Raw genomic sequence first — 14,829 nt, forward strand, 5'->3', positions numbered from 1 at the left:
GCGGCCCGCGCGCCGCCATGCCGTTCGCTCTATCCCGTCCGGACGATAGAGCGCCGCGCGCCGCGCCCGGTACAATGGCCGCTTGCATCGGCTGCCGCTTTCGCCGCCGACTCTTCGCCATTCATCCGGTTTTCCCATGTCGCTTTATTCCATTTCGGACGCGCAGCTCGCGTTTGGCCATGTCGCATTGCTCGACCACGCCGACTTCTCGCTCGAAGCGGGCGAACGCGTCGGGCTGATCGGCCGCAACGGCGCCGGCAAGTCGTCGCTGCTCAAGATCGTAGCCGGCCTTGCCGCGCCCGACGACGGCCTCGTCACGCGCCAGAGCGAGCTCACGACGGTCTACGTGCCGCAGGAACCCGAGTTCGATCTCGACGCGTCCGTATTCGATGTCGTCGCCTCCGGCCTCATCGAAGCGCGCGCGTTGCTCGACGAATACGACGCCGTCGCGCACGCGCTCGCCGACACGCCCGAAGGCGCGAAGCACGACGAACTGCTCGCGCGCATGAACGCGCTGCAATCGGCGCTCGATACGCGCGACGCCTGGAACTGGCGCACGCGCGTGGCGACGACGCTCGCGCAGATCGGCCTCGACGGCGACGCGCGCGCGGGCGAACTCTCCGGCGGCATGAAAAAGCGCGTGGCGCTGGCACGCGCCCTCGTCGTGCAGCCCGACGTGCTGCTGCTCGACGAACCGACCAACCATCTCGACTTCGACGGCATCCGCTGGCTGGAAGAGCTGCTCGTCACGTTGCGCACGGGCCTGCTTTTCATCACGCACGATCGCGCGTTTCTGGATCGCGTGGCGACGCGCATCGTCGAGCTGGATCGCGGGCGGCTCTTGTCGTATCCCGGCAATTTCAGCGCGTATCAGACGAGAAAGGCGCAACAGCTCGAAGTCGAGCAGATCGAACAGGCGAAGTTCGACAAGCTGCTCGCGCAGGAAGAAGTGTGGATTCGCAAGGGCGTCGAGGCGCGGCGCACGCGCAGCGTCGGGCGTATCGCGCGGCTCGTCGAGATGCGCAACGAACGCGCCGAGCGCCGCAACGTGCAGGGCAATGTCAGGCTCGATGTCGGGCAGGGCGAGAAGTCCGGCAAGATCGTCGCCGAACTGACCGACGTGACGAAGCGCTACGGCGAGCGCACCATCGTCGACCGCTTCACGGCGACCGTGATGCGCGGCGACAAGATCGGCCTCGTCGGTCCGAACGGCGCGGGCAAGACGACGCTGCTCAAGCTCATTCTCGGCGAACTGCAGCCCGACGAAGGCCGCGTGCGCACCGGCACGAACATTCAGGTCGCGTATTTCGATCAGATGCGCGCGCAGCTCGATCTCGACAAATCGCTCGCCGACACCATCAGTCCCGGCAGCGAATGGGTCGAAGTCAACGGCGTGAAGAAGCACGTGATGAGCTATCTCGGCGACTTCCTGTTCGCGCCCGAACGCGCGCGCTCGCCGGTGCAGTCGCTGTCCGGCGGCGAGCGCAACCGGCTGCTGCTCGCGCGTCTGTTCGCACGGCCGGCGAACGTGCTCGTCCTGGACGAGCCGACCAACGACCTCGACATCCCGACGCTCGAACTGCTCGAAGAACTGCTGGCCGATTACGACGGCACCGTGCTGCTCGTGAGCCACGACCGCGCGTTTCTCGACAACGTCGTGACATCGGTGTTCGCGGCGGAAGGCGGCGGCAAGTGGCGCGAGTATGTCGGCGGTTTCTCCGACTGGCAGATTCAGCGCGAACGTTCGGAGCGCATCGCGGAAGAAGCGGCGCGCCAGAGCGCGAAGGACGCGCCGAAAGAAGACGCGCCGAAGGAAAGCGCCGCGGGCCGCAACGCCCAGCGCACGGTGAAGCTCTCGTTCAAGGAACAGCGTGAACTGGAAGCGCTGCCGGGGCGCATCGCGGAACTGGAAGAGGAACAGAAGACGATCGGCGCGCAGCTCGAAGACGGATCGATCTTCGCGAAGGATGCGAAGGAAGGCGCGCGTCTTTCCGAGCGTCACGCGGCGATCGAAGAGGAACTGCTCGTTGCGCTGGAGCGCTGGGAAGAGCTCGAAGCGAAGCGAAAATAGGCGGTATCGACGGCCGCGGGCGGAGCGCGTTTTAGCGCGCCGAGGTGGGCGCGGCGAGCGAAAACCGCTATTCTCCTAGCGCGGCTCGGCTAGGCAGGCGGTTTTCCGCCGCGTTTTCAACGCATCCGGCCAGGCACAACATCAAGCATTCGCCGGCAGTTCGGGCGTCACGTCGTGGCATATCCTGCGTGAACACGTCCGAAAGCCGGATCAACGTTCAACTATGTCCACGAAAAAATCCAGCGCAATGGCGACAGACACGAAACGCGGCAAGCGCCTCGTCATGAACGCCAAGGCAGCCGGCTACAGCGAAGCATCGATCAAGGTGCTCAAGGGCCTCGAGCCGGTCAAGCAGCGGCCCGGCATGTACACGCGGACCGAGAATCCGCTGCACATCATCCAGGAAGTGATCGACAACGCCTCCGACGAAGCGCTCGGCGGCTTCGGCAAGCAGATCACGGTCACGCTGCACAATGACAACTCCGTGTCCGTCGAGGACGACGGCCGCGGCATTCCGTTCGGCATGCATCCGGAAGAGGGCGTGCCGGTCGTCGAGATCGTGTTCACGCGCCTTCATGCTGGCGGCAAGTTCGATAAAGCCGCCGGCGGCGCCTATACGTTTTCGGGCGGTCTGCACGGCGTCGGCGTCTCGGTGACGAACGCGCTCGCGACGCGTCTCGAAGTGACCGTCTGGCGCGACAACAAGGTCGCGCAGCTTGCGTTCTCCAATGGCGATGTCATCGAGGAACTGACGACGCGCGCAGCCGAACGCGGCGCGAAGAAAAGCGGCACGCGCGTGCGCGCCTGGCCGAATCCGAAATATTTCGATTCCGCCAATCTGCCGCTCGGCGAATTGCAGCGTCTCCTGCGTTCGAAGGCCGTGCTGCTGCCGGGCGTCGAAGTGGTGCTCGTCGTCGAAAAGACGGGCGAGCGTCAGACGTGGAAATACGAAGACGGTCTGCGCGGCTATCTGCTCGAAGGCATGGGCGGCAGCGAACTGCTGATTCCCTTGTTCGAAGGCGAACGCTACGCCGAGAGTTCGAAGACCACCGAGGAAACGTTCGCGGAGGGCGAGGGCGCGTCGTGGGTCGTCGCGTGGAGCGAGGAAGGGCCGCTGCTGCGGGAATCGTACGTCAACCTCATTCCGACGCCCGCGGGCGGCACGCACGAATCCGGCCTGCGCGACGGTCTCTTTCAGGCGGTGAAGAACTTCGTCGAAATTCACAACCTGCAGCCGAAGGGCGTGAAGCTGCTCGCGGAAGACGTGTTCGCGCGCGTGTCGTTCGTGCTGTCGGCGAAGGTGCTCGATCCGCAGTTCCAGGGGCAGATCAAGGAACGACTCAACAGCCGCGATGCGGTGAAGCTCGTGTCGTCGTTCTCGCGGCCGGCGCTGGAGCTGTGGCTCAATCAGCACGTCGAGTACGGCAAGAAGCTCGCGGAACTCGTGATCCGCCAGGCGCAGGCGCGCACGCGCGCGGGCCAGAAGATCGAGAAGAAGAAGAGTTCGGGCGTCGCCGTGCTGCCGGGCAAGCTAACCGATTGCGAATCGACGGACATCACCCGCAACGAACTCTTTCTCGTCGAGGGCGATTCGGCAGGCGGCTCCGCGAAGATGGGCCGCGACAAGGAGTTTCAGGCCATTCTGCCGTTGCGCGGCAAGGTGCTGAACACGTGGGAAACGGAACGCGACCGGCTCTTCGCGAACAACGAAGTGCACGACATCGCGGTGGCGATCGGCGTCGATCCGCATGGTCCCGACGATCAGATCGACCTCGCCAATCTGCGCTACGGCAAGATCTGCATTCTGTCGGACGCGGACGTCGACGGCGCGCATATCCAGGTTCTGCTGCTCACGCTTTTCTTCAAGCATTTCCCGCAACTGATCGAGCGCGGCCATGTGTGCGTCGCGCGTCCGCCGCTCTTTCGCGTCGATGCGCCCGCGCGCGGCAAGAAGCCCGCGCAGAAGCTCTACGCGCTCGACGAAGGCGAACTCGAAGCGATCCTCGACAAGCTGCGCAAGGACGGCGTGCGCGAAACGGCGTGGACCATCAGCCGCTTCAAGGGTCTCGGCGAAATGAGCGCGGAGCAGCTCTGGGACACGACGATGAACCCCGACACGCGCCGCCTTCTGCCGGTCGCGCTCGGCGATCTCGGCTTCGACCTGACGGTGTCGCGCATGACGATGCTGATGGGCAAGGGCGAAGCGGCATCGCGCCGGAGCTGGCTCGAAGAGAAGGGCAACGAAGTCGAAGCGGACATCTGACGCGAACGCATTAACACGGAATATCGATGGGAATCACAGACGATCTCTTCGCCGAACAGACCGCACCGGACGGCGAACAACTGACGCTCGGCGACTACGCCGAACGTGCTTATCTCGACTACGCGGTGAGCGTGGTGAAGGGCCGCGCGCTGCCCGACGTGTGCGACGGACAGAAGCCCGTTCAGCGCCGCATTCTCTACGCGATGAGCGAAATGGGGCTTGCGTCCAACGCGAAGCCGGTGAAGTCGGCGCGCGTGGTCGGCGACGTGCTCGGCAAGTATCACCCGCACGGCGATCAATCGGCGTATGACGCGCTCGTGCGTCTCGCGCAGGACTTTTCGATGCGCTATCCGCTCATCGACGGTCAGGGCAATTTCGGCTCCCGCGACGGCGACGGCGCGGCGGCCATGCGTTACACCGAAGCGCGCCTCACGCCTATCGCGCGTTTGCTGCTCGATGAAATCGATCAGGGCACCGTCGATTTCATGCCCAACTACGACGGCTCGTTCGAAGAGCCGAAGCTCTTGCCCGCGCGCTTGCCGTTCCTGTTGCTGAACGGCGCGTCGGGCATCGCGGTCGGGCTGGCGACGGAGATCCCGTCGCACAATCTGCGCGAAGTCGCCACCGCCGCGGTTGCGATGATCCGCGATCCGAAGATCGGCCATGCGGGTTTGATGGAAAAGCTGCCCGGACCGGATTTCCCCGGAGGCGGGCAGATCATTTCGTCGCCCACGGAGATATCGACGGCTTACGAGACCGGACGCGGCAGCCTGAAGGTGCGCGCGCGCTGGAAGATCGAGGAACTCGCGCGCGGCCAATGGCAGGTCGTCATCACGGAATTACCGCCGGGCGTGTCGAGCCAGAAGGTGCTCGAGGAAATCGAGGAACTCACCAATCCGAAGATCAAGCTCGGCAAGAAGACGCTCACGCCGGAACAGGTCCAGACCAAGCAGTCGATGCTCGCGCTGCTCGACGCCGTGCGCGACGAGTCGGGCAAGGACGCGCCCGTGCGGCTCGTGTTCGAACCGAAATCGAGCCGTATCGATCAGACCGAGTTCGTCAACACGCTGCTCGCGTACACGAGTCTCGAATCGAACGCGTCGATCAACCTCGTGATGATCGGCGCGGACGGCCGGCCGCGTCAGAAGGGCATCGTCGAAATATTGCACGAGTGGATCGGCTTCCGCTTCGTGACGGTGACGCGGCGCACGCAGCATCGTCTGGGCAAGGTCAACGATCGCATCCATATTCTCGAAGGGCGGATGATCGTCTTTCTGAATATCGATGAAGTCATTCGCATCATCCGCGAATCGGAGGAGCCGAAGCAGGCGCTGATCGCGCGCTTCAATCTCTCCGACCGGCAGGCCGAGGACATCCTCGAAGTTCGTCTGCGTCAGTTGGCTCGGCTGGAAGCGATCAAGATCGAACAGGAACTCTCCGACTTGCGCGACGAGAAGACGAAGCTCGAAGAGCTGCTCAACAGCGACGCCGCGATGAAGCGCGTGCTGATCAAGGAAATCGAAGCGGACGCGAAGCAATACGGCGACGATCGCCGCACGCTGATCCAGCAGGAAAAGCGCGCGACATTCGAGGCGCGTGTCGTCGACGAACCGGTGACGGTGGTCGTATCGCAGAAGGGCTGGGTGCGTGCGCTGAAGGGGCATGGGCTCGATCCGGCGAGCTTCACGTTCAAGCAGGGCGATGGGCTGTACGCGGCGTTTCAGGCGCGCACGCCGGATGCGCTCGTCGCGTGGGGCAGCAAGGGGCGCGTGTACTCGGTGCCGGTGTCCGCGCTGCCGGGCGGGCGTGGTGACGGCGTGCCGGTGACATCGCTGATCGAGCTCGAATCGGGCACGCATCTGCTGCATTACTACGCGGCGAACGCGGAGCAGCAACTGCTGCTGGCATCGAGCAATGGCTTCGGCTTCATCGCGAAGCTCGGCGACATGGTGAGCCGTCAGAAGGCCGGCAAGGCGTTCATGACGATCGACGAAGGCGCGGTGCCGCTCGCGCCGATGCCGGTGATTCCCGGCGCGAATCATGTCGCGTGCCTGTCGAGCGCGGGCAAGCTGCTCGTCTTCGGCATGGACGAGATGAAGACGTTGTCGGGCGGCGGACGCGGCGTCATCCTGATGGGCCTCGATGCGAAGGAAACGCTGCGTCAGGCGCTTGCGATCGATGCGCGCGGCGTGATGATGATCGGCACCGGGCGAGGCGGGAAGGTGAAAGACGAGAAGCTCAGCGGATCGCAACTGCAACTGCATATGGGCAAGCGATCGAGGAAGGGAAGGGCGCCGGATTCGTCGTTGAAGGTGATGGAACTGCGGCCAGTTTTTGAAGGGTGATGGTTCATGGAGCGCTTGCCACGCTTCATCGACGTGAAGCCCGCTTCAGGCGGGCTTTTTTGCGTCGGTCGATCGTAAATCGACATTCGGACATTAATCATTTCTTCGTTCGCGGGCAGCGCACAGACTCTTGCGTTGGACGTCACGCAGGCTCCTGAATCGGCAGCGCACCCCGCGCCCGCTTTGAAGAGGCCTCGTGGCGATATTACCAAATGGGTATAATCTGCCAATGAGTCATGGAAGAACGAGAAGTCAAGCCGCTCTACTGGGTCGCCTTTGCGAAACGGGATCTCAAAGCGATGCCGACAGACATACAGGATATGTTCGGCTTCGCGCTGCATCAGGCGCAAACGGGCCGGAAGCACGATCACGCGAAGCCGTTGAAGGGCTTCGGATCGGCGGGCGTGCTGGAAGTGGTGGAGTCGACGCAGGATGGCGCTTTTCGCGCTGTCTACACGGTGAAGTTCGTAGATGCGGTGTACGTACTGCACTGCTTCCAGAAAAAATCGATGCATGGCGTCGCCACGCCCAGGCAGGACATCGAAATCATTCGGGCGCGCCTGAAAGCAGCCCTGGCTCATGCCTCGGGAGAAAGCGATGATCGACATTGAGAAAGGAAGCGGCAACGTCTACGCCGACCTCGGCACCGCCGATGCCGATGAAATGCACGTCAAGGCACAACTTGCGGGCAAGATCGGCGAAATCATCAAGGCGCGGCGCTGGACGCAGCAGCACGCATCGGACGTGCTCGGCATCAGCCAGCCGAAGCTCTCTCAGTTGTTGCGCGGACAGTTTCGAGGCATCAGCGAAGCCAAGATGCTCGAATTGCTCGCGCGGCTTGGGCGAAACGTACAGATCGTCGTGGGGCCGCCGCGGCGCTCGGCCAAAGCAGGACGCGTTGAAGTCGTGTTCGCCGCATAGAAGGTTCGGCAAGCCCACACTTAGGGTTTCGAAACAACCGCAAGCGGCGTCATGAAAATGCACCGCGAAGGGGAACTCCGTCGGCTTGATACATTCCTAGTTCTTTATGTTCGACGGTCGAGCGCGGTTTTGCCCCGGTTGGTGCTCGTGGCTGCCGCCGATCCTCGCGGCGCCGTCAGCCGACCAATCATGCGAATCACCTCGGAAACCCCATGAACAAAGCCATCGAAGCGGCCCTCTTCCTGCACCTGCTCGGCGTCGCCGTCTGGATCGGCGGAATGATCTTCGCGCACTTCTGCCTGCGCCCCGCGCTCGGCGACCTCACGCCGCAACTTCGCTTGCCGCTCTGGGAGTCGGTCTTCGCGCGCTTTTTCAACTGGGTCGGCGTCTCGGTGATCGTGATTCTGCTCACCGGCGGCTTTCTGCTCATGGAATTCGGCGGCGGTCACGCGGCGTGGCCGCTCCACGCGATGGCCGGTCTCGGCATCGTGATGATGCTGATCTACGGTCATATCCGCTTCGCCGTCTTTCCGCGCATCCGCCGTGCGGTGCAGGCTCAGAACTGGCCCGATGGCGCGAGGGCGGTCGGCACTGTGAGAAGGCTCGTCGTGATCAATCTCGTCCTCGGCGTCGTGACGATCGGCACCGCGGTGCTGTCGCGCGGCTTCTGATTCACTCGCTGATCCACCCGCTGATCCACCCGCTGATCCAATCGCTGATTCAAGCGCCGCGCTCGTCGCTGAGCGCGGTGCTCGGCGCCTCCGATCCTTCGCCCTTGCGCGATCGCGGCGACTGTCCGCGCGGCCATCCGCACACGCCGAAACGATCGAGCAGCGCCTGCACGCCGTCGGCCGGCACCGGGCGCGAGAACAGGAAACCTTGCGCTTCCACCGGCCCGAGCGCGGCGAGCCATGCGATCTGTTCCTCGCGCTCCGTGCCTTCGACGACCACCGTCAGACCGAGCGAGCGCGCCAGATTGACGATTGCCGATACCATCACGCAGACGCTGCGGTCTTCGGGAATCGCCTGAATGAACGAGCGATCCACCTTCAGCGTGTCCACCGAGAAGCGGTTCAGATACGACAGCGACGAATACCCCGTGCCGAAATCGTCGAGCGCGATGCGCACGCCCAGCCGCTTTAGCGCGACGATCTTCTCCTGCACGAGTTCCGGATACTCGACCATCACCGTCTCGGTGATTTCGAGTTCCAGCTTGTCCGACGGAATACCGCTCGCCTCGATCGCGCGCGCGACCGTCTCCAGCAGATCGCCGCGCCAGAACTGCACCGCCGATATGTTCACGGCGAGCGACAGTCCCGTATAACCGTCGCGCTGCCATTGCGCGAGCTGCATGCACGCGGTGTGAATCACGAAATCGCCGACGGCCACGATGAGCCCCGTCGATTCCGCCACCGGAATGAATTCGTTCGCCGGAATCAGCCCGTGCTGCGGATGGTTCCAGCGCACGAGCGCTTCGAACCCGGTGATGCAGCGTCGCGTGAGATCGATCTTCGGCTGATAGACGAGAAAGAGCTGCTCTTCGGTCAACGCGACGCGCAGTTGCTGCTCCCACTTCATCAGATGATCGGCGCGATGCGACAACTGCGGCGAATAGAACTGATAGCAGTTGCGGCCGGCGTCCTTCGCGCTGTACATCGCGAGATCGGCCTTCTTGAGCAGATCGATTTCGCTCTCGTTCGACACAGAAAAGAGCGCGATGCCGATGCTCGCATGCAGCACGAACGCACTGCCGCGCACGTCGAAGGGCGTGGCGAACATCGTCGCGATATCGTCGGCGAGCGTGACGGCGCGCTGTTCGACATCATCGCCCTTCACGACGACCACGAACTCGTCGCCGCCGATGCGCGAGAGCGTGCCGCTTTGCCCGACCGTTTCCGCGAGCCGCGACGCGGTCATCTGCAGGACGATGTCGCCCGCGTTGTGGCCGAGCGTGTCGTTGACCGTCTTGAAGTTGTCGAGGTCGATGAAGAGCAGCGCGAGCCGCCCGATATTCTCCGGCTGCGCCACGTCGTGCCGGAGCGCGCGCAGCGTCGAATAGCGGTTGCGCAGGCCGGTGAGCAGGTCGTATTCGACGAGATGCGTCATCTCGCGCTCGCGTCCGAGCAGCTTGCCGATGAGACCCGTCGCGACCGCGAAGAAACCGAGCATCGCGAGCGAGATGAAGCTCGCCATCAGCAGATAGACGTTGCGCGTGTGGTTGTAGTCGATCATCTCCTCGCGCTCGGAAAGGCCGACGAGCACGCCGAGCGGATAGCCGTCGATATGCCGGTACGAGACGATGCGCTTCACGTTGTCGATCGGATCGACGTAGATGCCCGACGCATGATCGGTCGTCGGATAGACGCCGCTCGCGCTGAATTCGCCGTGAGCGTGGTCGGCCGGCGCGCCGCGTCCGCTGCTTTTCACGGCGACGCTGCTCGCGCCATTGGCGGCGGCGCTTTCCGCGAGGCTGCCGCCCGTGCTGCGCGCAAGCACGGAGCCGTTGTCCGACACGACGGCGATCACGCCTTCGCGCCCGATCGACGCGACGTTGTAGAAATCGTTGGTGAAATAGGCCGGATCTTCCGACACGACCACGACGCCCGCGAACGAACCGTCCGGATGATTGAGCCGCCGCGTGATCTGCAACGTCCAGAGCCCGGACACGCGCCCGCGCACCGGACGGCTGATATAGAGCAGATCGTCGTTCGAATGCGCGTGGACCTTGTAGTGCTCGCGGTCGGAGAGGTCGATCGGTTTCGGATGCGGATCGGACGTATTGGCGATCAGCGTGCCGTATTCGTCGATCAGCGATACCTGCACGAGCGTGTCGCTCTGCACGACGCCTTTCTCGACGGTGGCGATCAGATCGAAGTTGTCGGGCGACTTCTCGTACTCGTATTTGACGAAGCGCGTGATCTGGTCGACCTGATGGATCGCCTTGATGGTGTGCTGTTCGAGCGCCGACGAGAGAATCGCGGCGGACGCCATCGATTCGTGCGTGGTGGCTTCGCGCTCGACGGACAGCCGGGCAAAGATCACCGCCCATAGCAGCACGAGCACGAAGGTGCCGAGTACGGGAATCGCGAGGAGCGCGCGCCTGCGCCGCACCGAAGGCGCGCCGAGGATGGTTTCGGAGAAGGCGTGCGAGCGCGTGCGCTTCATGACGCGTCCAGCGGCGTTCTGTCGCGTAGCGCGTGGCGTGCTGCGAACTGCGCGAGATGGATCAAGCGGTGCATGTTGTGTGGCGTTCGGCCGAAACGAGTGAATATACCGTGCGCGGCGCGCAGCGGATGACCGGCGGATGGTTTGTCCGAGACCCGATCCACGTCCCGATCCACGTCAGAAGATTGCGCCACGGCGGTTCGATGCGCCGTTTGCTGCGGCGGCGCACCGGCCTGACTCGAGCATACGTTTGCGCTGCGGCGCGCGCGCTTCGTCCTTACGACGCTTACGCGTCCGCCAATATGCACCGCGTTTGCGTTCTTATCCCCGATTGTTCAGATATTAACGAAGCCACCAGGATTGTGAAAGGGGCCTCGCTTGGGGGTATACGCGCGGGCTGGAGCCGCATCCGGGGCATTGTTTCAGATGCGGCAGGTGCCGTCGATCACAGTTACCGACGAGCCGCCGATCCAGACCGGCCCGCCGTCGGCCGTATCGTCGTATTCGATGCTCACGCGGCCGTCGCGCCCGAGCGCGGTGCCTTGCCGAACGGTGTAGCGCGGGCCGGGGCGCTTGCCCTGTTGCGTAAGCAGCGTCGCGAGCGCGGCATTGGCGCTGCCCGTCACCGGATCCTCGATATTCTCCGCGCCGAGCAGAATCACGCGCAGTTCGAAGGTCGCCGGGCCGCCGGCACCGTGCGGACCGTACACGGCGATGCCGTGCGTGCGCACTTCCGCGACGAGCGCCGCGAGCGTCTCACGCGCGCCGCCGTGCAGCGACAGCGCGAGACATTGCGCCGCGTCGGCCACGCGCACGACGAGCCACGGCGCGCCGTTGTCGACCGCCGCGGGCGGCGCGCTGAAATCGATTTTCGCGGGCGCGAGCGCTGCGGCGAGCCGCTCGTTCTGCGCATCGGTCAAAGGGGCGATGGTCGCGCGCGGCGCAGCGAACGCCCATGCGCCCGCATCGGAATCGCCGCGTTCGGCGAGCATCACGAGCCCCACGCCGCATTCCTGCACGAGCCGGCCGGGCGTCTTCGGCGTGTAGCCGGCGTCGATGAGCGCATGCGCGCTGCCGAGCGTCGGGTGTCCGGCGAACGGCAGCTCGAGCGCCGTCGTGAAGATGCGCACGCGATAGTCGGCGCGCGGATCGGTCGGCGGCAGCAGGAACGCCGTCTCCGACAAGTTGGTCCAGCGCGCGATTTCCTGCATGCGCGCGCTCGACAGACCTTCGGCGTCGAAGACCACGGCGAGCGGATTGCCCTTGAACGGGACCGACGTGAAGACATCGACCTGTTTGAACTGGACAGTACGTAAGGACATGGGCTTTTTTTTGAAAACGCCGAGACGCGCGTCAGGCGACTTCCGCGATCAGTTCGATCTCGACGCAGGCGCCGAGCGGAATCTGCGCGACGCCGAACGCCGAGCGCGCGTGCTTGCCGGCATCGCCGAAAACGTCGGCAATCAGTTCGGACGCGCCGTTCGTGACGAGATGCTGCTCGGTGAATTCGAACGTCGAGTTCACGAGGCTCATCACCTTGACGATGCGCTTCACGCGGTTCAGATCGCCGACGTGCGCGTGCAGCGTCGCGATCAGGTCGATGGCGACATTGCGCGCGGCGGCCTTGCCTTCTTCAGTCGTGATGTCGGCGCCGAGCTTGCCGGCGTGCACCTTGCCTTCCTTCTTCGCGATATGTCCCGAGAGATACACCGTGTTGCCGCCTTGCGCGCTCATCACGTACGCGGCGGCGGGCGCGCCCGCGTTGGGCAGTTCGATGCCGAGTTCCTTGAGTTTGTCGTAGACGTTCGATGCCATCGGTTGCTCCTCTAAACTTTTAAACGTTGAAAGTCAGATGCTTGCGCGAATCAGCGCGCCGAGCTTCGCCACGCCTGCGTCGATCGTCGCGGGCGGCACGGTCACGAACGAGAGGCGCATCGTGTTGTGCGCGGCTTCGTTCGCGAAGAACGGGCCGCCCGGCACGAAGGCCACGTTCTGCGCGATCGCCTGCTCGAGCAGCTTCATCGAATCGATCTGTTGCGGCAGCTTCACCCACACGAACATGCCGCCTTCCGGCCGGTTCCATTCGACGCCGGCGGGCATGTGACGTTCGAGCGCGTCGAGCATCGCGTTGCATTGATCGCGATAGAGCGCGCGGATCTTCGGCACGTGCGTATCGAGAAAACCGTCCTTGACGACTTCGTACACGATGCGCTGCGTGAGACTCGGCGTGTGCAGGTCGGTCGCCTGTTTCGCCTGCACCAGTTTGAAGTGCAATTCCTCGGGCGCGATGATGTAGCCGACGCGCAGGCCCGGCGCCAGCACCTTCGAGAACGAGCCGAGATGGACGATGTGATCGGGCGCCATCGAGAGCAGCGTCGGCAGCGGCGCGCCCGCGTAATCGAGCGCGCCATAGGGGTCGTCCTCGATAACCGGAAACGCGGCGCTTTTCGCGAATGCGGCAAGCGCGCGGCGGCGTTCGAGCGGCAGGCGGCGGCCCGTCGGATTTTGAAAGTTCGGCTGTGCGTACAGGAGGCGCGCGTTCGCGGTCAGCGCGGCGTCGAGCGCGTCGGGAATCAAACCGGAGTCATCCGTCGGCACCTGCACGTAGTGCGGCTCGAACAGCGAGAACGACTGCAGCGCGCCGAGATAAGTCGGTGTTTCGACGAGCACGCGGCTGCCCGGATCGACGAGCGTCTTGCCGAGCAGATCGAGCGCCTGCTGCGAGCCCGTCGTGACCAGCACCTGCGTCGGACGGATCTGCACGCCGTTCACCGAGTAGCGCGCCGCAATCCACTCGCGCAGCGGCATGTAGCCTTCGGTCGCGCTGTACTGGAGCGCGGCGGCGGGCTGATCGTGCAGGATGCGTTCCGATGCGTGGCGCATTTCCTCGACGGGGAACGTCGCGGGCGAGGGCAGGCCGCCTGCGAAGGAAATGACTTCCGGCCGCTCCGTGACCTTCAGGATTTCGCGAATCGCCGAACTGGTGAGCTTGCGTGCGCGTTCGGAGAGTTGCCACGGCGTGGCGCGGAGATCGGCTTGATTCATGAAATGCCTCGGTTGTCTCTGGGTGATTTTTATCGCGGAACGGGCCGCAAACCTCGATTATCGCGCGACGGCGTCATCTTGCGTGCGTCGTGGCGGGCGCGGCCACGACCGGCTGCGGCGCGGCGCGGACGGTGGCCTTGCGGCCGAGCACGACCGTCACGATGACGGCGGCCGCATACAGCCACGTCGACGCGCTCACGTGCTCCCCGAAGAAGAGCGCGGAGAACGCCATCGTGAAGAAGATCTGCAGCAGTTGCACTTGCCCGACGCGCGCGATGCCGCCCATCGCGAGCCCGGCGTACCACGCGAAGAAGCCGATGAACTGCGAGAACAGCGTCACGTAGCCGAACGCGAGCCAGGTCTTGAGCGCGAGCGGTTCGGGATGCGTCGCGTGGCTGCCGAACAGTTGCGCCCACGCGAGCCAGCCGACCGGCAGCGCGAGGAACGGCGCGGACAGCACGAGCGCCCAGCAGATCACCTGCCAGCCGCCCATCTGACGCGCGAGCCGCGCGCCTTCCGCATAGCCGAGCGCGCCGATGCCGACCGCGACGAGCATCAGGGAATCGCCCGCCTGCAGCCCGCCGCCGCCCGCCTGCAACGCGAACGCGACGACGATCGCGCTGCCCGCGACCGCGCTCGCCCAGAACGCCTTCGACGGCCGCTCGTGCGAAAGCCACGCGGCGTAAATGGCGACGCACAGCGGCTGCAAGCCGTTGACGACCGCGCCGTGCGAGGCGGGCACGGTTTTCATCGCCCAGGCGGAAAACACCGGAAACGCGATGATGACGCCCAGCGCGACGACCGCGAGACTTTTGACCTGCGGCCACGTCGGCAGCTTCTCGCGACGCCACAAGAGCAGCGCGGCGGCGGGCACGGCGGCGACGAGCGCGCGCCCGAGGCCGTTCAGAACCGGATTGACCTCCGCGACGACGATGCGCGTCATCGGCAGCGTAAGGCTGAAAATGACGACGCCGATCAGGCCGAGCAGCATGCCTTCGGTTTCGCGGGTCTTCATCGTG

At 64.5% G+C, this 14,829-nt stretch carries 11 protein-coding genes; 6 read left to right on the forward strand and 5 right to left on the reverse strand.

Annotated features, from left to right (window positions below; genetic code table 11):
* Positions 1–136: 136 nt before the first annotated feature.
* The 6 genes from AWB77_RS17545 to AWB77_RS17570 all read left to right on the forward strand — a co-directional run bounded on the left by AWB77_RS17545 (position 137) and on the right by AWB77_RS17570 (position 8,271).
* Positions 137–2,071, forward strand: coding sequence for an ATP-binding cassette domain-containing protein (locus AWB77_RS17545; RefSeq protein ID WP_061135695.1), 1,935 nt, complete (start codon positions 137–139; stop codon positions 2,069–2,071).
* A 283-nt stretch (positions 2,072–2,354) separates the two neighbouring features.
* Complete coding sequence (locus tag AWB77_RS17550; RefSeq protein WP_061135790.1) at positions 2,355–4,334, forward strand: DNA topoisomerase IV subunit B; 1,980 nt, start codon at positions 2,355–2,357, stop codon at positions 4,332–4,334.
* 26 nt (positions 4,335–4,360) lie between these two features.
* A complete protein-coding gene (gene parC, locus AWB77_RS17555) occupies positions 4,361–6,679 on the forward strand; it encodes a DNA topoisomerase IV subunit A (RefSeq protein ID WP_061135696.1) in 2,319 nt (772 codons plus the stop codon).
* A gap of 236 nt (positions 6,680–6,915) precedes the next feature.
* Entirely contained in the window at positions 6,916–7,290 is a 375-nt protein-coding gene (locus tag AWB77_RS17560) for a type II toxin-antitoxin system RelE/ParE family toxin (RefSeq protein WP_061135697.1), read from the forward strand.
* Positions 7,277–7,600: a helix-turn-helix domain-containing protein gene (locus tag AWB77_RS17565; protein WP_061135698.1), complete on the forward strand. Its 324-nt coding sequence runs from the start codon at positions 7,277–7,279 to the stop codon at positions 7,598–7,600. The genes AWB77_RS17560 and AWB77_RS17565 overlap by 14 nt, the downstream gene beginning before the upstream one ends.
* A 212-nt stretch (positions 7,601–7,812) precedes the next feature.
* Positions 7,813–8,271: a CopD family protein gene (locus AWB77_RS17570; protein ID WP_061135699.1), complete on the forward strand. Its 459-nt coding sequence runs from the start codon at positions 7,813–7,815 to the stop codon at positions 8,269–8,271.
* A gap of 49 nt (positions 8,272–8,320) precedes the next feature.
* On the opposite strand, the gene AWB77_RS17575 is transcribed toward AWB77_RS17570, so the two are convergent.
* The 5 genes from AWB77_RS17575 to AWB77_RS17595 all read right to left on the reverse strand — a co-directional run bounded on the left by AWB77_RS17575 (position 8,321) and on the right by AWB77_RS17595 (position 14,825).
* Entirely contained in the window at positions 8,321–10,765 is a 2,445-nt protein-coding gene (locus AWB77_RS17575; RefSeq protein ID WP_061135700.1) for a bifunctional diguanylate cyclase/phosphodiesterase, read from the reverse strand.
* A 422-nt stretch (positions 10,766–11,187) separates the two neighbouring features.
* Positions 11,188–12,087, reverse strand: a complete 900-nt coding sequence (locus AWB77_RS17580; protein ID WP_061135701.1) for a PhzF family protein — start codon at positions 12,085–12,087, stop codon at positions 11,188–11,190.
* Positions 12,088–12,118: 31 nt separating this feature from the next.
* The gene (locus AWB77_RS17585) at positions 12,119–12,580 is read right to left on the reverse strand and encodes a RidA family protein (protein ID WP_061135702.1); all 462 of its coding nucleotides are present in this window, start codon (positions 12,578–12,580) and stop codon (positions 12,119–12,121) included.
* 33 nt (positions 12,581–12,613) lie between these two features.
* Positions 12,614–13,810, reverse strand: coding sequence for an aminotransferase-like domain-containing protein (locus AWB77_RS17590; protein ID WP_061135703.1), 1,197 nt, complete (start codon positions 13,808–13,810; stop codon positions 12,614–12,616).
* 73 nt (positions 13,811–13,883) lie between these two features.
* A complete protein-coding gene (locus tag AWB77_RS17595; protein ID WP_061135704.1) occupies positions 13,884–14,825 on the reverse strand; it encodes a DMT family transporter in 942 nt (313 codons plus the stop codon).
* Positions 14,826–14,829 lie beyond the last annotated feature (4 nt).

This window comes from Caballeronia fortuita, from assembly GCF_001544835.2.
Classification (GTDB): domain Bacteria; phylum Pseudomonadota; class Gammaproteobacteria; order Burkholderiales; family Burkholderiaceae; genus Caballeronia; species Caballeronia fortuita.